Raw genomic sequence first — 16,185 nt, forward strand, 5'->3', positions numbered from 1 at the left:
CGCCCCGGCCCCGAGATGTCCGTCTGCCCCCCCCGGAATCCCCCCCCCCCGTGATACCCCCCGCGGAAAAAAAGTGCCACATACCCCCCGCCCCCCCCCCCCCCGCGACTGCTGGACGCGGCACGGGCCGGGGAGCGGCGGCGCCGGACGCGGCTGCTGCCGCAGGCCGCGATCATCGGGTTCGCGGCGGCCGTGACCGCGGTGGCGCTGACCGCGTCGCTGCTGGCGGACCGGGACGACGCCCCCCGCACGCTGTCGGCACCGGCGGACCTCACCGACGCCGATCTGAGGCACATGACCGCCGCCGAGGTGCTGGAGCGGGCCGCGCAAGCGGTGGAGGAACAGCCGGCGGTCACCGAGCCCGAGGCCGAGCAGTGGGTCTACACCAAGGTCGCCCAGGAGGGCCGGGCCCTGGAGAGCCTGGAGGCGCTGCCCCTCGGGGAGCGCTATCAGGAGACCTGGCTCCGCTACGACGGCAGGGACATCGCCTTCAAGGAGCGCGGCCCCTCCGGCACCACGGACAAGCTCCAGGTCAACGTGCTGAAGATGGAGCAGATCGGGACGATGGCCGTGCGCTCGCCGCGCCAGACGTACCGCTTCCTCTCCACACTCCCCGCCGACGCCGAGGGAGCGCTGAAGGCACTGCGCGCCCGGGACGTCATCGTCGACACCGAGGGCGCCACCCGGTCGCAGGAGGACTACGCGGAGATCGCCTACCTCCTAGGCGCGGACATCATGCCCCGCAAGGCTCTGGCCGGCCTCTACCGAGCGCTGGCCACCGTGCCCGGTCTGACCGTGGTCGATCACCTGGTCGAGGACGCGGCCGGACACCGGGCCGTCGCGGTCCGCTACGGCGGCAACGTCCGGGACGACGACGGCAACTACATCAGCGACGGCCGCGGTGACAGCGGCGACAGCGGCGGCCAGTACGACGGCACCGAGTGGCTGATCGACCCGCGGACGTACGACGTCCTCGGCATGAGGCTGATCAGCGACGGCAGGGTCGACGCCGGCGGCTCGACCGTCCGCGTCGCCGTCGTCGACAAGCCGGGCGAGCGCGACTGACACCGCCGAGGGCCTGACGGTGGCCCTTCCAGGACACGGGCGGCCCGCGGCACGAGGGGAGCGCGGGCCGCCCGTACGCGTACGGGCCTGGTACACCGGGGACGGCCGAGAGGTACGCAGAGCACGGCCAAGAGGTACGAAGGGGAAGGCCGGCTCCGTGCCCCGAGGTGTGCCGTTTCGGGGTGTGCCTCTGGGGGCGTACGTCCCCATTGGTGCCCGGCCCCTGAGACGTCCCCGCCTCGGGTTGGCCCGCACAGGCTCCCGACAGTTAGGTTGCCCTCATGACCGACACGACTGCTCCTCGCACCACCGGCGCCGTGGCCGCCGGCCTCGCCACGATCGCCTCCGACGGCACCGTTCTCGACACCTGGTACCCCGCGCCCGAACTCGTCGCGGAGGCCGGCCCGTCCGGCACCGAGCGGCTGACCGCCGAGCAGTCGGCGGAGCTGCTGGGCGGCGGCGCGACCGCGGCGGTCGGTCCCGACACTCGCCGGGGCGTCGAGGTCGTCGCGGTCCGTACGGTCATCTCCTCCCTCGACGAGAAGCCGACCGACACGCACGACGCCTATCTGCGGCTGCATCTGCTCTCCCACCGGCTGGTCAAGCCGCACGGCCAGAGCCTCGACGGCATCTTCGGGCTGCTCCCCAACGTCGCCTGGACCTCCCTCGGCCCGGTCGCCGTGGACGAGCTGGAGAAGGTCCGGCTGAACGCGCGCGCCGAGGGCCTGCACCTCCAGGTGACGTCGGTCGACAAGTTCCCGCGCATGACGGACTACGTGGCCCCCAAGGGCGTCCGGATCGCCGACGCCGACCGGGTCCGCCTGGGCGCGCACCTCGCCGAGGGCACCACGGTCATGCACGAGGGCTTCGTCAACTTCAACGCGGGCACCCTCGGCACGTCGATGGTCGAGGGCCGGATCTCCGCCGGTGTCGTCGTCGGCGACGGCTCGGACATCGGCGGCGGCGCCTCCACCATGGGCACCCTCTCCGGCGGCGGCAACGTCATCATCTCCATCGGCGAGCGCTGCCTGATCGGCGCCGAGGCGGGCGTGGGCATCGCCCTCGGCGACGAGTGCGTGGTCGAGGCCGGCCTCTACATCACCGCCGGCACCCGGATCACCATGCCCGACGGCCAGATCGTCAAGGCCCGCGAACTCTCCGGCGCCTCCAACATCCTCTTCCGCCGCAACTCCACCACCGGCGTCGTCGAGGCCCGCCCCAACAACGCGGTCTGGGGCGGCCTCAACGAGATCCTCCACAGCCACAACTGAGCGGCCGTAGCGGCCCGCGACCGAGCACCACGGCTGGGCGATCACGACTCAGTTCGATGGCACCTCGTACGAGTTACTCGGCGTGACCTTCGTGGGGCGCAGGCAGATGAACGGGTCGGACCCAGTGTCCGATCAGCTGCCGAACCTACGAAATGAGGGGCCGAGGGATGAGGAACGACCGGGCGAGGACCGTGGCGCGAGTGGTCACGGGGGTGCTGGCCACGGTGGCGGTGTGCGGGCTGTCCGGCGGGGCCGCGTACGCCGACGAGACCAACAAGTCCTCGCACAACGGCCCCCGGATCGGGCTCGTCAACGTCGGACAGGTCGACGATCCGATGGAGGACGTGCTGGAGCACACCCTGCTGTTCGGTGACGGACACAGCTGGGGCGGAGCGGAGCCCGCGGGGCCGGAGCCCGCGGCCTGACGGCCGTCCGCCCGTGGGGTTCGGGGCCGGTACGCGTGTGCACGCGCGTACCGGCCCCGAACCGTTCCCCGACATCTTCCCCGGCGTCTTCCCCGGCATCTTCTCCGGCACCCTCGCCGTCGGCTTCGACGTCTTCTTCGCCTTCTTCTTCGGTGTACTGGCATAGCCGGAGCCCGGTCGGCGCGTCACAAGGGATACAGGGGCGGGACACGGGGTCCGCCAGGGAAGAGAAGGTGACGATGGATGCCGAAGGGCAGGAGAGTTTCCGGGAGTTCGTGGCCGGGCGGTCGTCGGCGCTGCTGAGGACGGCCGTACTGCTCAGCGGAGGGGACCGGCACGCCGCCGAGGATCTGCTGCAGAACGCGCTGATCAAGGCCGCCGGGCGCTGGCAGCGCATCGACGAGCCCGAGGCGTATGTCCGGCAGATCCTCTACCGGCAGCAGATCAGCCGCTGGCGGCTGAAGTGGCGGCGCCGCGAGCTGACCGTCGCCGAGCCGCCGGAACAGGACGCCGCCGCCGACGGGGCGCCCGGCGTGGAACTGCGCCTGGTGATGCGCGGCGCCCTCGCCCGGCTCACCGCACGCCAGCGGACCGTGCTCGTGCTCCGCTACTTCGAGGATCTGCCGGAGTCCGAGGTGGCCCGCATCCTCGGCTGCTCCGTCGGGACCGTACGGTCCACCACCCATCGCTCACTCGCCCGGCTGCGCGAACTCGCACCCGAGCTGGCCCTGCTCGGCCCCGCCGCGGCCGAGCAGGAGCCGTCCCGTGACTTCTCGCCCGTGGAGGTGCGTCCGTGAACGTCGACGAACTGGTGCGGGACGCGCTGCGTGAACAGGCCGACGAGCAGACACCGTTGGACGGCGGCTTCGCCGACCGGGTGCTGGCCGTCCGACGCCGCCGCAGGACCCGGGGGATCGTCGCCGTGGCCGCGGCGACCGCCGCCGTGGTCGCCGTCGCGGTGGCCGTACCGCTGCTGGACTCCGGCAAGGACGAGGTGCGGTTCGCGACCGAGACGAACAGGAGCGACATCATCGCCCACCCCGACCAGTCGCCGCCGCGCGACATGATCGCCGCCGGGGACAAGGCGCTGGCCGCGTACTACACCTGGGACACGGTCCTGACGTCGAAGAAGGACACCGCGGTCCTGGAACGCACCTACCGGATGCTCGACCAGAAGACAGGCAAGTACGAGACGGACTCCCGCTGGTCCGTCGTCTCGATCGCCCCCGGTATGCGGACCGCCGCCGTGCTGGAGAAGGATCTGCCGGCCAAGCGGATCGGGCTGCTCGATCTGCGCACCGGCGAGGTCGAGCGCTGGATCGGGGCAGACCGGGGCGTCGCGGGCGTCGAGTTCTCGCCCGACGGCACCAAGCTCGTCGCCACCACCTACAGCGAGAACCCGGACCTGCTGACGAAGGTGGACTACGACGCCGACGGCGACGGCAAGAAGAACGACTACGAACGGAACTGGTTCCAGTCCCCTCGGACCGGCTTCTACATCGTGGACGTCGACTCCGGCGAGGCCGACTGGAGCGAGGTCGTCTTCGACAACAAGGACGGCGACCTCAACGTCCGCCAGGACTTCGCCTTCAGCGACGACGGCAAGCTCGTCTACTCCGGGCTGACCACGGAACCGCACGAGCAGTTCTACGACCTGGAGGGCAACGAGGTTCCCAAGCCCGCCAACGAGAAGTACCTGCACTGGATCGTGGGGGCACGGCTGTCCCCGAACGGCAAGCTGGCGGCCGGTGACTTCGCGGGCGACGACAAGACCACCGCCTCCTGGATACTCGACGCCCACACCGGTGAGAAGCTCCACAAGGTGCGGGGACAGGAACTGCTCACCTGGATCGACGACAAGCGGCTCATCGCCTGGGACATCGCACCCGGCGACAACGAGTTCCACAACGCCCTCGTCCTCGTCACCATCGGCAGCGACAAGACGATCAAGCTCAGCGGCGCCCGCAAGCGCATCACCAGCAGGGAGTGGGGGGACTGGGTACCGCTCTTCGCCACCCGCTGAGCGCCCGGCCCTCGCTTCAGGAGGCGACCAACTCCTCGTATGCCGCCAGCAGCCCGTCGGCCACCTCCTGGTCGGCGGGCCGCAGCGGCGCACGGACCGGACCGGAGGGCAGGCCCAGCCGGCTGAGCAGCGCCTTCGCCGTCACCGTGCCGGGCAGACCGGAGGACATCATCAACGCGGTGAGCCGGATGGTCCGCCGCTGGAGCCGGGCGGCCCCAGCGGTGTCACCCGCGTCGAACGCGTCGATGACGGAACGGAACTGACGGGGCGCCACATTGGCGACCGTGCCGATGTATCCCGCCCCGCCGATCGCGTACAGCGCCAGCACGTACTCGTCGCAGCCCGTGTAGTACGCCAACTCCGTCTCCGCCAGCACCTTCTGGGTGCCGAGCAGGTCGTAGGCGCAGTCCTTCACCGCCACGATCCGGGGGTGGGCCGCCAGCCGGATCATCGTCTCCGGAGCGATCCGGGTGCCGGTGCGGCCCGGGATGTCGTACAGGGCGACGGGCAACCCGCAGGCGTCGGCCAGCTCGCGGAAGTGGGCCTCGACGGCGTCCTGCGGGGGCCGGCTGTAGTACGGCGTCACCGCCAACAGCCCGTCCGCGCCCGCCTTTTCGGCCGCCAGGGCCAGCTCCAGGGTGTGCCGGGTGTCGTACGTCCCCACGCCCGCGACGATCGTGGCGCGCTCACCCACCGCCGCCCGCACCGCCCGGATCAGCTCCGCCTTCTCCGCGTCCGACGTCGTCGGCGCCTCCCCCGTCGTACCGGACAGCACCAGCCCGTCGCACCCCTCGGCCACCAGCCGATCGGCCAGCCGCTGGGCGCCGTCGAGATCGAGGGCGCCGCTCTCGGCGAACGGCGTGACCATCGCGCAGAGAGCGCGACCGAAGGGGGTGGGCCGGGCGGGGTGCTGTGTCGTCGTCATGGGGGTAGTCTCGGCGTGACGATTGTGAAGCTCCACTTAATTCTTCTACGAGATATGCGGTACGCCTGCTACACGGAGGGCGTGTCGGTCGTGGGCCAGGGGTAGTGCCCGGCGAGCGCGGGTACCCGGGTTGTCCCGACAGGTGAGGAAGAGGAGGGACACGTGACCGGGACCACCGAGACCAGGCCCCTGCGCCCCGGACGTCCGGGGCCGGGCGGACACGACCACCACTCCGTGGGCCAGCTGGTCGGGCAGGCCACCGAACAGCTCTCCCTGCTCGTACGACAGGAGGTCGCCCTCGCCAAGGAGGAGCTGACCGAGAAGGGGCGTCGCGCCGGGCGCGGCGGCGGACTCCTCGGCGCGGCCGGGGCCGTCGCGTACGTCGGCTTCATGACGCTCGCCGGTGCCGGGGTCGCGGCACTCTCCCTCGTGGTCGACGTCTGGGCCGCGGCGCTGATCGTCATGGGTGTGCTCTTCGTGATCGCCGCCGTACTGGCCCTGCTCGGCCGCGCCCAGCTGCGGCGGGCCACGCCACCCACACCGGAACTGGCGCTGCACAGCGTCAAGGCGGACATGGACGAGATCAAGGGGAGGGCCCGGCGATGACCCACACCACTGACACGACGCGTACCTCGGGAACCTCCCCGGCTCCCACGGGGGCCAAGGGGCCCGACGAGCTTCGGCAGCAGATCGCCGAGACCCGGGCACGGCTCGGCGACACGGTCGAGGAACTGGCGGCCAAGGCCGATGTCAAGGGGCGGGCCCAGGCGCGGATGCGCTCCGCGCGGGAGCGGGTGCCCCGGCGGGCGGTCGTCGTCGGCGCGACGGGCGTGACCGTGGTGACGGCCGTGGTCGCCGGCGTCCTCGTGTGGCGGCACTATCGCTAGTGTTCGCGATCCCCGGCGTTCGCGATCCGGCTCGGCAGGTCGGCGGTCTGACCGGTCACTTGACCTGAATCCTGGTCGAGGTTGAAGGGTGGTGGGCGTCCGCTACGAACGCCCACCACTGGAGAGCGACATGACCGGCCGTACTCGTCCCGCCCGCCGTACCGATGCCCATCCCCTCCTCGACCGGCCCGATGTCGGGGCGCCCTTCTTCAGCACCTGGCGGGTCGGTACGCCCACGCGGCAACGGCAGACCATCGAGGCCGTCGCCCGCACCTGGGAGCGCCGACCCTGGCCCGCCGAAGGGCTGTTGGGGTACTTCGTCTACGCGGCGGAGGACGGTTCCGGTCTGCTGCACCACTCGCAGTGGGCCGACGAGCAGGCGTACGAGGCGTTCGTCAGGACGCATCGTCAGGAGCGCAACGACGAGATCGACACCGCCGTACCCGGCATCGAGCGGGTGGGGCTCGGGCGGTACACGCGCTACCGCAGCCTGGTCGGGGAGGAGGGGCGAGGGGAGCGGGTGCCCGGTTGCGTCGTGATCGTCGACATCGAGTTCGAAGGGCCCGATCCGGTGCGGCAGCGGGCCTGGGTGGACGCCGTCGAGGAGGCGCTCCTCGTCGAGCCGAACGCTCACCCCGGAGGGATCTCCGCCCACTTCCACCTCAGCACCGACGGCACGCGCGTCCTCAACTACGCCGAGTGGGAGAGCGCGCGGGACCACATCGCCGCGATGGCGGCCCCCGGCGACGGCGTCGGTTCCCCCGGCCCGCTCTGGGACCGCGTCCGCACCTGGCCGGGCCTCAAGGGCAGCACGGTCACCCGCTACGCGTACGCCTTGGGCCTCGTCCCCGACTGACCGGAGCGGCCATCGAAGACTTCGACCGAGACTCCGACCGAGACCCTGACCGAAAACTTCGATCGTCTGGACAAGAAAAGTTTTCGGTGAGAGGGTGGAGCCATGTTGGACGTCACCGTGATCGAGGACCCCGAGGCCGCGGCCGTGTCGCTCGACCCCATACGGGCGCGGCTGCTGGCCGAGCTGGCGGTGGGGCCCGCGTCGGCCGCGATGCTGGCCCAGAAGGTGGGGCTGCCGAGGCAGAAGGTGAACTACCACCTGAAGGCGCTGGAGCGGCACGGCCTGGTGGAGCTGGCGGGGGAGCGGCGCAAGGGCAATGTGACCGAGCGGCTGATGCGGGCGACCGCCGCCTCGTATGTGATCTCGCCGGTCGCCCTGGCCGCCGTGCAGCCCGACCCCGACCGCTTCCGGGACCAGCTCTCCGCCCGCTGGCTGCTCGCCCTCGGCGCCCGGCTCGTCCGTGACGTCGGCTCGCTGATCACCGGCGCCGCCAAGGCCCGGCAGCGGCTCGCCACCTTCGCGCTGGACGGCGAGGTCACCTTCGCCTCGGCCGCCGACCGGGCCGCGTTCGTGCAGGAGCTGACCGCCGGGGTCAGTGCCCTCATCCGCAAGTACGACGCCCCCGACGCCGAGGGCGGCCGGGGTCACCGGATCGTCGTCGCCGTCCACCCCACGGTCGGGGACCCGACGCCGGCCCCGGCCCAGGCCCCATCCCAGGCCCAGGCTCCAGCCCCGACCCAGTCCCCCGAACTGCCCAGTACCCAGGAGTGAGCAGCATGTCCAAGGAATTCGAGATCGCCCGGGAGTTCGAGGTCGACGCCTCGCCCGAGCAGGTGTGGGAGGCCGTCACCGAGGGCACCGGCGGCTGGATGTGGCCGATGGAGCCGCCGGAGCCCCGCGAGGGCGGCAAGGGGCCCTTCGGCTCGACCGTCACCGCCTGGGACCCGCCCCACCGCTACGTCAACCGCGTCGAGAACGTCGAGGACATCGCCGTACAGAGCGCCAATCAGCTCGACTACACCATCGAGCCGCGCGAGGGCGGCAAGCGGGCCTGGGTGCGGTATGTGCACAGCGGCATCCTCGTCGAGGACTGGGACAACCAGTACGACGCCGCCGACAAGCACACCGACTTCTACCTGCACACCCTGCGGCAGTACCTGACCCGCTTCGCGGGCCGCCCGGTCGCCTTCGCCACCTTCGAGGACGGGCCCGAGGCGTCCAAGGCCGCCGACGCGTTCACCGCCGTGGCCCGTGCGCTCGGCCTCGCCGACGACACCGCCGAGGGCGCGCGGGTACGGGCCCGGGGGCCCGAGGGCGAGGAGTTCGACGCCGTGGTCGACTACCGCAACGCCTACTTCATCGGGCTGCGCACCGACCACGCCCTCCTCCGCTTCTTCGGCCGCAACCACTGGGGCTACCCCGTCGGCATCAGCGTCCACGACTTCGCCCCGGACGCCGACGCCAAGGCCAACGAGACGGGTTGGCGGGCGTGGTTGGAGGGTGTCTTCACCGGCTGAGCGGTTCGGCGATCGCCCTTGAACGTGACTGAGCCCGGCCCTTCCGAGGAGGGCCGGGCTCAGTGGTGTACGCGCCGGAGGACCTACGGGCGGAAGCGCAGCACCTGGGGGTCGTGGTCGCTGATCTGGTCGTGGAACTCCGCGTTGGTGTGCACGCTGTCGTAGGTGAACGCGCCCGAGCGCCGGATCGAGGGGCTGATCAGGATCTGGTCGAGGACCTGGGCGTTGCCCTGGAAGACATACGAGTAACGCTCGCTCCTCGGCAGGGACTTGACCGCCGACCACAGGGCGCCGTCGTTCTCCAGCAACTCGGTGGTGCCGGAGAACTCGAAGTCGTTGATGTCGCCGAGGGCGATGACATCGGCGTTCTTCTGGGCCGCGAGGATCTCCTTGACGAAGGTGTTCACGGCACTCGCCTGGAGGTGGCGCTGGGTCTCCGAGGAGCGCGTCGGCGGCTGGAACTGGGAGTGCAGCGCCTGGTCGCCGCCCTTGGAGGCGAAGTGGTTGGCGATCACGAAGACGGGCTTGCCCCGGAAGGAGAACTCGCCGACCAGCGGCTTGCGGCTGTTGGCCCAGGCGGCGTTCCCCGGGTCGATCCGGCCGGGGGAGACGGTGAGTCGGGCCTTGCCGTACGCCTTGGTGACCTCGACGGCCGTGGTGGCGTCGCCGCCCGCGCGGTCGGTGAAGGAGACCCGCTCGGGGTTGAACAGGAACACCTGGCGGATGTTGCCGCCGGGCTCACCGCCGTCCGCGAGGTCCACCGGGTCGATGGAACGCCAGTCGTACGTCGGGCCGCCGGCCGCCGCGATCGCGTCGATCAGCTTCCGCACGGTCTGGTCGGCGGCGACCGTGCCGTCGTTGGTGGCGCCGTTGTTGTCCTGGATCTCCTCCAGGGCCACGATGTCGGGCGACCGGAGGTGGCCGACGATCGCCGCCGCGTGCTCGGCGAAGGTGGCGTCCGAGGGATCGAGGTTCTCGACGTTGTATGTCGCCACCGCCAGCTCGCCGCGCGACTGCTTCCTCGTCGTCTCGCGCTCCAGACCGCCCTGCTTCAGCGTGCCAATCTCGTTCGCGACGAGGGTGTAGCCGCCGAACTGGTTGTAGTCCAGCGGGCCCGCCGTGGTGCCCTTGAGGACGTCACCGACGTTCGCCTTCGGGAAGTCGGCGACCGCGCCCAGCGACTGGATCTGGATACGGCCGGTGTTCTGCGAGGCGTAGGAGCCGTAGACCGTGCCACCGCGACGGCTCGCGTTCTCCCACGGCTTCACCGTCACCCACAGCTCGGTGAACGGGTCCGTGGCGCCCACCACGCGGGCGTTCGCGACCTGGACGTTCATGCCCTCCAGGGACTCATAGCGGTCCAGGGCGTACTTGGCCGGGGCGAGCGTCAGCGCGTTGACCGAGCCTCCCCCACTCTCGGCTTCGCTCGACCGGGGGGACCCCCACGCCGCCGAGTCACCGGAGGGGGCGTACGCGCTCGGCACCGACTTCGCGTCGATGACGGCGGGGGCCGGGACCGCGTTGCCACTGGAGACCACCGTGATGGTCGGGCGGGTGATCTGCGTCACGGACTGGTTTCCGGACGAAGTCCCTCCCGGCACGAACTCGCCGACCGTGCCGGAGACGGTGACCGCGTCGCCGGCGGTGACCTTCGGAGTGGAGCCGGTGAAGACGAAGACGCCCTCGCTGGTGGCCGGATCGTCGTCCGCCCGCGTGTCCTGGAGCCAGAAGCCGCGCGACGGGCCGTAGCCGCGTACGCCGGTGACGACACCCTCGACGCCGGAGACCTGCTGACCCAGCAGCGGGGACGTCCGGGTGGTGCCCTGGATGTCGTGGATACGGACCGAGTCCGCCTCGGCGGGCGAGGTCAGGACCACGGCGGAGACCGTGGAGCAGATGGCGGCGACGGTCAGCGCGCCGATGCGCGCGGTTCTCTTGCTCGGCAAGGGTATCCCTCCGGGGACATGCGTGAGCGCCGGGACGAGGGTGGACGAGGGGGCCGGCGACGGGTGGTCCGTCGCCGGTGCGGCGGGGCGTACGCGATCGGCGGGTGGCGTGACGCGCGTAGAATCCCGCCGACGGCCGTGGTGGCCGCTGTGGGTGGCCCAGGAGGCGGCCCTGAGGCTCCCCGGAGCTACCCATGAGTTTCTACGCGCGTCAATCTCCTGTCTGGTCAGGCCACTTGTCAAGGTTTCGGCCATGTACCGGTCCTGGCAGGTACATGAACCGGGCGGCATGGGTGGAAATCCGTCTAGGCTGAGCGGCTGCCGTACTTCTCTGTGGGCCGCGCCACTTCCGCGTGGGCCGTGCTCACTCGTTGTTCTCGGTTTGCTCGTCGTCGCAGATCATTGCTCGTCCCAAGGAGAACCCCGCCGATGTCAGACAGCTCGCCACTGCCGCCCGTGCGGCTCCGCCCCGAAGCGGAACTGGCGCGGGCCGCGCTCGCCACCCCGCTGCTCTCGCGTGCCGCGCGCCTCGCCCGCTGGGCCGGGCCGGAGACCCGCGTGGGCGCCGGGGGTGAACTCGTCGACGAGCAACTGCCCGCCGCCGCCGAGGTGCTCGGGCTCACCGGGGAGGGCGTGGACGCGGAGGACGCGGCGGCCTGGGCGAGCGAGGCCTGGCGGGTCGCGGTGGACGCCGGGCTCGTCGAGATCGTGGACCCCGAGGAAGGCGAGGCGGGGACCGTCACCGCGGGCGAGGAACTCGCGCTGCTCACCTCCGGGGCACCCCGGGACGTGCTCGGCGTCTGGCTCGCCGCCCTGGAGACCGCCCTCGCCGACGCGAGCGTGCCCGACCTCGACGGCATCGTCGACGCCATGGAGGCCGGCGGCGAGATCGACCTCTCCGAACTGGACTGGGACCCCGAGGCCGAGGCCGAGTTCCTCGACGGGGTGCTCGGCAACCTCTATCTCCTCACCGTCAGCGAGGACGGCCCCGGCGACGGGCCCGTGCCGCTGCCCGCGCTCGCCGCGTCCATGATCGTCCCGGATGACATGGGGGAGCCGACGAACGACGTACTGGAACAGGTGTCGGACGCGATGATGCGGCTCGACGACCAGTTCCGGGTGCTGGAGCCGGTGGGGTTGGTGGAGTACCAGCCGGTGGACGAGGCGCTGATGACGGATGCGGAGGAGACGGAGGCGTCCGGGGACGCCGTCGAGGGCGGGGTCCCTGAGGGCGGCGAGATCGCGGAGGTCGACGAGGCCGATGTGGCCCGGTACGGCATGGTGCGGCTCACCCCGCTCGGGCTGTACGGGATGCGGGCGCGGCTGCAGGAGGCCGGGATCGTGGCGCCCGCGGTCGGGGAACTCGTCGACAAGGGGGCGGACGCGCTGCTCGACGGCACCGCCGGGTTTCCGCCGGCGGCGGCCCAGGCCGAGACCGAGCAGTGGCTCGCCGGACGCGAATCCCTCGCCGCCGCACGCGAGTTGCTGGCCGCCGCGCGGGGGGCCGACGCCGGGGCGCCGCTGCGCAGGCTCCGCTGCCAGCAGGCGCTGTCGCTGGTCGGGCCGGTCGCCGAGCCCGCGCTCCGCGAGGTCCTCGACGATCCCGAACTGGGCGGGCTCGCCCGGGTGTGGCTCGCCGAGCGCGGCGCCGACGATGTGCCGGCGCCCTCCGAGGCGATGGTGTACTGGCTGACCATCGACACGGTCGCCGCACAGCTGGCCGCCGAGGGGAACTCCGCCGAACTCCAGGCCCTGGTGGAGGGGCTGGCCCAGCAGCACAGCGGGTTCTTCGCGGCGGTGTGGCGGGTGGAGCATCCGGCCACCGCCGAGGTGTTGGAGGCGATGGGGCGGATTCATCCGGACAAGAAGGTGGCGAAGGAGGCCCGGAAGGCGGCGTTCAAGGCGCGGTCTTCAGGGCCGGGCGCCTAAGCCGGGCACCTAATGGCTCGGGGGTGCGGGCTTGTCGGCGGGCGCGGGTTGAGCGCGGCTGATCGCGCCCGCGCGGCGGAGCCGCATGTCGACAGGGCCCCGCGCCCCTGAACGGCCGGGTGGGGCTGCTGGGCACTCCCCGGCAAGTGGCCCTCGGCCAGGTCGTCCAGCGGCGTGGGCCGGTCCGGGTGCCAGTCCAGGCGAGCGTGGGTGAGGGCGCTTGACACGGGGAGATCGCGGCCCAGGAGCGTTGCCAGGAAGCCGAAGTGGGCGGGGGCGCGCTCGGGGCGGACGGTGGTCGCCGGGATGCCCAGGTGCTGGGCGATCCGCTCGGCGACGGCGCGGAGCGGGATGCCCTCCTCGGCGACGCCGTGCCAGACCGAGCCCGCCGGAGCCTCCTCCAGCGCCAGGCGGAACAGGCGTGCCGCGTCGAGACGGTGCACCGCGGTCCAGCGGTTGGAGCCGTCGCCGACATAGCCGGAGACGCCCTTCTCACGGGCGAGATCGGACAGTTGTCCGATCAGACCGCGTTTCGTCTCGTCGTGGACCGCCGGGGCCAGCCGTACGACCGACGCACGCACACCGTGTTCCGCGAACGCGAGCGCCCTGCGCACGTTGGCGGCCCGAGGGCTCGGCGGGACGGCGACAGTGTCGGGGTGGGCGTCGGGATGGGTGTTGGGGTGGGCGTCGGGATGGGTGTTGGGGCGGGCGCCCAGTGGGCATGGGGCGGGCACCCCGGGGTAACCACCTCACGGAGGCCGGCGAGGTCTTCGTACCGCTCGCCACGAAGTTGCTTCGGCGCCGACCCGGTGCTGAACGCCTTCTGGCGGATCGACCCCGGCCCAACGGCCGCTCCGCTCCCGCCGGCCCGTTGATCGACACCGTCCAGGACAAGCTCGAACCCGTCGCCGCCGGGCAGGCCGCGGCCATCACCGCCGAGGCCCACATCCACACCCTGTGCCCGGACCTCACCACGGTCCCGGTCGCCGACGTGGAGCCCAGCCGCGTCGTACTGGCGGCCCGCCGCGACGACCCGGAGCGCGCGGGCCTGGTCGCGGCCGTCCGTAGGTACGCGCGGGCCCGCTTGTCGCCGAGGAGCCCGGCGGGCTGACGCAGGCTGCCCTCCGTACGTGGGCCCTCCACCGCTCCCGGCCCGCCACCACTCCTGGCCCGCCGGCCCTACCCGTCCCACCGCCCCCACCCGGTCCACCGGCGGTTCCCGGCGCCCCCACTCGACGGCCCTCCGCCGGGGCGCTCACCGGTGCCCTCCTCGGGCTCAGCGTCGGCCTGGCCCTGAGGCGTCTGCTACGCGGTCGCCGCTGAGTCCGGCCGGGTGCGGCCGGGTCGCAGACAGCTCGGTCGGGGCCGCCAGGTCGACCCCCGTGTGCGCGAGCCGCATCTCGATCGCGCCGCCATGACCGGCCCGCCCTCACCGGCGTACGGCGCCTTTACCCAAGGGGGTACCTCCCTGTCGGCCCTCGTTCAACCCGTGTTCAGGCCCGCCCGCGACCGTTTGGCGCGACAGCATCGGGTCCGCCACCCTCCACGGTCAGCCCCCCACGGTCAGCCCCCACAGTCATCCCAAGGGTCATCCCACCGCCACGCAGGAGACAGCATGTCGCTCACCCGCAGGGACTTCGCCAGACAATCCGCGGTCACCGGCGCCGGGGTCGCACTGGCCGGCAGCGTAGGCGCCCTCGCCACCGCCCCGAACGCCCTCGCGTCGACGGAGACCGACACCACCGGCACCACCGGTACGACGGCCGTGGACGCGGGCGCCGACGGCGAGGCCGCCCGCCACGGCGGCGGCGTCGGCTACGGGCCGCTGCTCCCCGACCCGCAGGGCATCCTGGCCCTCCCCGCCGGGTTCACGTACAAGATCATCACGTACTGCGGCAGGACCAAGCTGGAGTCGGGCGAGTTCACCCCCGCCAAGCACGACGGCACCGCCGCCTTCCGAGGCCCCCGCGGCACCACGCTCCTCGTCAACAACCACGAGCTGAAGGGCCCCCGCGCCAACTGGGAGTTCCCGGTCCCGCTGACCGAGGGCCTCGTCTACGACCCGGCCGCGTCCGGCGGCTGCACGGTCGTGGAGGTCCGCCCCGACGGCCGTGTCGCCGAGTGGGTCGGCATCGCCGGCACCTCCACCAACTGCGCGGGCGGCAGCACCCCTTGGGGCACCTGGCTGACCTGCGAGGAGAACTCCGACAAGGCCGGCGTCAACGGCATGACCAAGGACCACGGCTATGTCTTCGAGGTCGACCCCTGCGACCAGCGCGCCAACCGCGACCCCAAGCCCCTGAAGTTCTTCGGCCGTTACGACCACGAGGCCGTCGTCATCGACCCCAAGCGCGGCCACGCCTACCTCACCGAGGACGCCGCCGGCCCCAACGGCCTCTTCTTCCGCTGGACCCCGCCGAAGGGCTTCGCCTACGGCCCCCGCAAGTTCCGCGAACTCGCCGACGACGCCGGTGTCCTCCAGGCACCCAAGTGCTTCGACTCCGGCGGCAAGTTCGTCGACGACCTCTCCCGCGCCACGAAGATCGGCACGGTCTACGGCGTCGACTGGATCGACGTCCCCGACCGCGACGCGAAGACCGTCGCCGTCCGCAAGCAGTTCGGCGACAGCGAGATCACCCGCGCCCGCAAGCTCGAAGGCATGTGGTGGGGCGACGGCGGCGCGTACATCGTCTCCTCCTACGCCCGTGCCGAGAGCCCCGGCGCCGCGCACGACGGCCAGGTCTGGTTCTACGACCCCAAGCGCCGCACCCTCACCCTCAAGGTCCTCCTCGGCGTCAACGCCGACCCCTCCGTCGACGGCGCCCTCGACGGCCCCGACAACATCACCGTCTCCCCGTACGGCGGCATCATCCTCGCCGAGGACGGCGAGGGCGTCCAGCACCTCTTCGGCGCCACCGACAGCGGCCGCACGTACCCCATAGCCCGCAACGACCTGAACATCGGCACCGAAGAGGAGCCGGAATACAGCGAGTTCGCCGGCGTCACCTTCTCCCCCGACGGCAAGACCCTCTACGCCAACATCCAGACCCCGGGCATCCTCCTCGCCATCACCGGGCCCTGGAAGCGCCAGAAGAAGTAGCCGATTAATTCGCTCGCCCACCCCGCGCCCGCCCTCCTAAAGTGATGCATGTCCAGGTGCGAAGGCAGGACCTACTTCCACTGATAATGGGGCGGTCGCGGGTTCGAGTCCCGCCACCGGCACAACATGCCGGTGTAGCTCAGGGGTTAGTACTGCAGCCGCAGTTGGTGTGACGGTTGGTCTGGCTGCTCGTTGAAGTGGGCATGGGTGGGGACGTCACGGTTGATGAGGTGCACCGCTG

Annotated in this window: 17 protein-coding genes and 1 tRNA gene; 15 read left to right on the forward strand and 3 right to left on the reverse strand. The window is 71.8% G+C overall.

Annotation, left to right across the window (positions count from 1 at the left end; all coding sequences use genetic code 11):
- Positions 1-111 precede the first annotated feature (111 nt).
- The 6 genes from ACWD4G_RS43640 to ACWD4G_RS43665 all read left to right on the forward strand — a co-directional run bounded on the left by ACWD4G_RS43640 (position 112) and on the right by ACWD4G_RS43665 (position 4,784).
- Positions 112-1,065 (forward strand): CU044_5270 family protein, encoded by a 954-nt coding sequence (locus ACWD4G_RS43640; RefSeq protein ID WP_451303975.1) that lies wholly within the window; start codon positions 112-114, stop codon positions 1,063-1,065.
- A gap of 281 nt (positions 1,066-1,346) precedes the next feature.
- Positions 1,347-2,336, forward strand: coding sequence for a 2,3,4,5-tetrahydropyridine-2,6-dicarboxylate N-succinyltransferase (dapD, locus tag ACWD4G_RS43645; protein WP_451303946.1), 990 nt, complete (start codon positions 1,347-1,349; stop codon positions 2,334-2,336).
- Positions 2,337-2,503: 167 nt separating this feature from the next.
- Positions 2,504-2,761 (forward strand): hypothetical protein, encoded by a 258-nt coding sequence (locus ACWD4G_RS43650; protein WP_451303948.1) that lies wholly within the window; start codon positions 2,504-2,506, stop codon positions 2,759-2,761.
- A gap of 37 nt (positions 2,762-2,798) precedes the next feature.
- The gene (locus ACWD4G_RS43655; RefSeq protein ID WP_451303950.1) at positions 2,799-2,927 is read left to right on the forward strand and encodes a hypothetical protein; all 129 of its coding nucleotides are present in this window, start codon (positions 2,799-2,801) and stop codon (positions 2,925-2,927) included.
- 73 nt (positions 2,928-3,000) lie between these two features.
- Positions 3,001-3,558: a SigE family RNA polymerase sigma factor gene (locus tag ACWD4G_RS43660; protein ID WP_451303977.1), complete on the forward strand. Its 558-nt coding sequence runs from the start codon at positions 3,001-3,003 to the stop codon at positions 3,556-3,558.
- Positions 3,555-4,784: a WD40 repeat domain-containing protein gene (locus tag ACWD4G_RS43665; protein WP_451303952.1), complete on the forward strand. Its 1,230-nt coding sequence runs from the start codon at positions 3,555-3,557 to the stop codon at positions 4,782-4,784. The genes ACWD4G_RS43660 and ACWD4G_RS43665 overlap by 4 nt, the downstream gene beginning before the upstream one ends.
- Before the next feature lie 16 nt (positions 4,785-4,800).
- On the opposite strand, the gene dapA is transcribed toward ACWD4G_RS43665, so the two are convergent.
- Positions 4,801-5,709, reverse strand: coding sequence for a 4-hydroxy-tetrahydrodipicolinate synthase (gene dapA, locus ACWD4G_RS43670; protein ID WP_451303954.1), 909 nt, complete (start codon positions 5,707-5,709; stop codon positions 4,801-4,803).
- 162 nt (positions 5,710-5,871) lie between these two features.
- On the opposite strand from dapA, the gene ACWD4G_RS43675 reads away from it, so the two are divergent.
- The 5 genes from ACWD4G_RS43675 (at position 5,872) to ACWD4G_RS43695 (ending at position 8,969) form a co-directional block, all read left to right on the forward strand.
- Positions 5,872-6,315: a phage holin family protein gene (locus tag ACWD4G_RS43675; protein ID WP_451303956.1), complete on the forward strand. Its 444-nt coding sequence runs from the start codon at positions 5,872-5,874 to the stop codon at positions 6,313-6,315.
- Positions 6,312-6,596: a DUF3618 domain-containing protein gene (locus ACWD4G_RS43680; protein WP_451303958.1), complete on the forward strand. Its 285-nt coding sequence runs from the start codon at positions 6,312-6,314 to the stop codon at positions 6,594-6,596. Before ACWD4G_RS43675 ends, ACWD4G_RS43680 begins: the two co-directional genes overlap by 4 nt.
- A 130-nt stretch (positions 6,597-6,726) precedes the next feature.
- On the forward strand, positions 6,727-7,452 hold the full coding sequence (locus tag ACWD4G_RS43685) for an antibiotic biosynthesis monooxygenase (protein ID WP_451303960.1): 726 nt from the start codon (positions 6,727-6,729) through the stop codon (positions 7,450-7,452).
- Positions 7,453-7,554: 102 nt separating this feature from the next.
- Positions 7,555-8,223, forward strand: coding sequence for an ArsR/SmtB family transcription factor (locus tag ACWD4G_RS43690; RefSeq protein ID WP_451303962.1), 669 nt, complete (start codon positions 7,555-7,557; stop codon positions 8,221-8,223).
- A gap of 5 nt (positions 8,224-8,228) precedes the next feature.
- Positions 8,229-8,969 carry an SRPBCC family protein gene (locus tag ACWD4G_RS43695; RefSeq protein ID WP_451303964.1) on the forward strand — a complete coding sequence of 247 codons (741 nt, stop codon included), beginning with the start codon at positions 8,229-8,231 and terminating at the stop codon, positions 8,967-8,969.
- An 83-nt stretch (positions 8,970-9,052) separates the two neighbouring features.
- Here the strand turns inward: ACWD4G_RS43695 and ACWD4G_RS43700 are convergent, their stop codons facing one another.
- Positions 9,053-10,915 carry an endonuclease/exonuclease/phosphatase family protein gene (locus tag ACWD4G_RS43700; RefSeq protein ID WP_451303966.1) on the reverse strand — a complete coding sequence of 621 codons (1,863 nt, stop codon included), beginning with the start codon at positions 10,913-10,915 and terminating at the stop codon, positions 9,053-9,055.
- Between the two features lie 429 nt (positions 10,916-11,344).
- Between ACWD4G_RS43700 and ACWD4G_RS43705 the strand changes: the two genes are divergently transcribed.
- Entirely contained in the window at positions 11,345-12,844 is a 1,500-nt protein-coding gene (locus ACWD4G_RS43705) for a hypothetical protein (RefSeq protein ID WP_451303968.1), read from the forward strand.
- Here ACWD4G_RS43705 and ACWD4G_RS43710 read toward each other — a convergent pair.
- On the reverse strand, positions 12,841-13,578 hold the full coding sequence (locus ACWD4G_RS43710; protein WP_451303970.1) for a hypothetical protein: 738 nt from the start codon (positions 13,576-13,578) through the stop codon (positions 12,841-12,843). The two genes, ACWD4G_RS43705 and ACWD4G_RS43710, sit on opposite strands and share 4 nt — an antisense overlap.
- Positions 13,579-13,715: 137 nt before the next feature.
- On the opposite strand from ACWD4G_RS43710, the gene ACWD4G_RS43715 reads away from it, so the two are divergent.
- From ACWD4G_RS43715 to ACWD4G_RS43725, 3 genes are all read left to right on the forward strand, one after another.
- On the forward strand, positions 13,716-13,955 hold the full coding sequence (locus tag ACWD4G_RS43715) for a hypothetical protein (RefSeq protein ID WP_451303972.1): 240 nt from the start codon (positions 13,716-13,718) through the stop codon (positions 13,953-13,955).
- A gap of 504 nt (positions 13,956-14,459) precedes the next feature.
- Positions 14,460-15,944 (forward strand): alkaline phosphatase PhoX, encoded by a 1,485-nt coding sequence (locus ACWD4G_RS43720; RefSeq protein ID WP_451303974.1) that lies wholly within the window; start codon positions 14,460-14,462, stop codon positions 15,942-15,944.
- Between the two features lie 49 nt (positions 15,945-15,993).
- Positions 15,994-16,063: transfer RNA gene (locus ACWD4G_RS43725), tRNA-Ile, on the forward strand.
- Positions 16,064-16,185: the final 122 nt, after the last annotated feature.

The sequence above is a fragment of the Streptomyces sp. NPDC002643 genome, assembly GCF_053592555.1.

Bases quoted from the DNA above. Each gene is read 5' to 3' on its own strand.
- ACWD4G_RS43705 (WP_451303968.1), top strand. From the start codon at position 11,345: ATGTCAGACAGCTCGCCACTGCCGCCCGTGCGGCTCCGCCCCGAAGCG.
- ACWD4G_RS43695 (WP_451303964.1), top strand. From the start codon at position 8,229: ATGTCCAAGGAATTCGAGATCGCCCGGGAGTTCGAGGTCGACGCCTCG.
- ACWD4G_RS43680 (WP_451303958.1), top strand. From the start codon at position 6,312: ATGACCCACACCACTGACACGACGCGTACCTCGGGAACCTCCCCGGCT.
- ACWD4G_RS43720 (WP_451303974.1), top strand. From the start codon at position 14,460: ATGTCGCTCACCCGCAGGGACTTCGCCAGACAATCCGCGGTCACCGGC.
- dapD (WP_451303946.1), top strand. From the start codon at position 1,347: ATGACCGACACGACTGCTCCTCGCACCACCGGCGCCGTGGCCGCCGGC.
- ACWD4G_RS43690 (WP_451303962.1), top strand. From the start codon at position 7,555: ATGTTGGACGTCACCGTGATCGAGGACCCCGAGGCCGCGGCCGTGTCG.
- ACWD4G_RS43685 (WP_451303960.1), top strand. From the start codon at position 6,727: ATGACCGGCCGTACTCGTCCCGCCCGCCGTACCGATGCCCATCCCCTC.
- ACWD4G_RS43660 (WP_451303977.1), top strand. From the start codon at position 3,001: ATGGATGCCGAAGGGCAGGAGAGTTTCCGGGAGTTCGTGGCCGGGCGG.
- ACWD4G_RS43650 (WP_451303948.1), top strand. From the start codon at position 2,504: ATGAGGAACGACCGGGCGAGGACCGTGGCGCGAGTGGTCACGGGGGTG.
- dapA (WP_451303954.1), bottom strand. From the start codon at position 5,709: ATGACGACGACACAGCACCCCGCCCGGCCCACCCCCTTCGGTCGCGCT.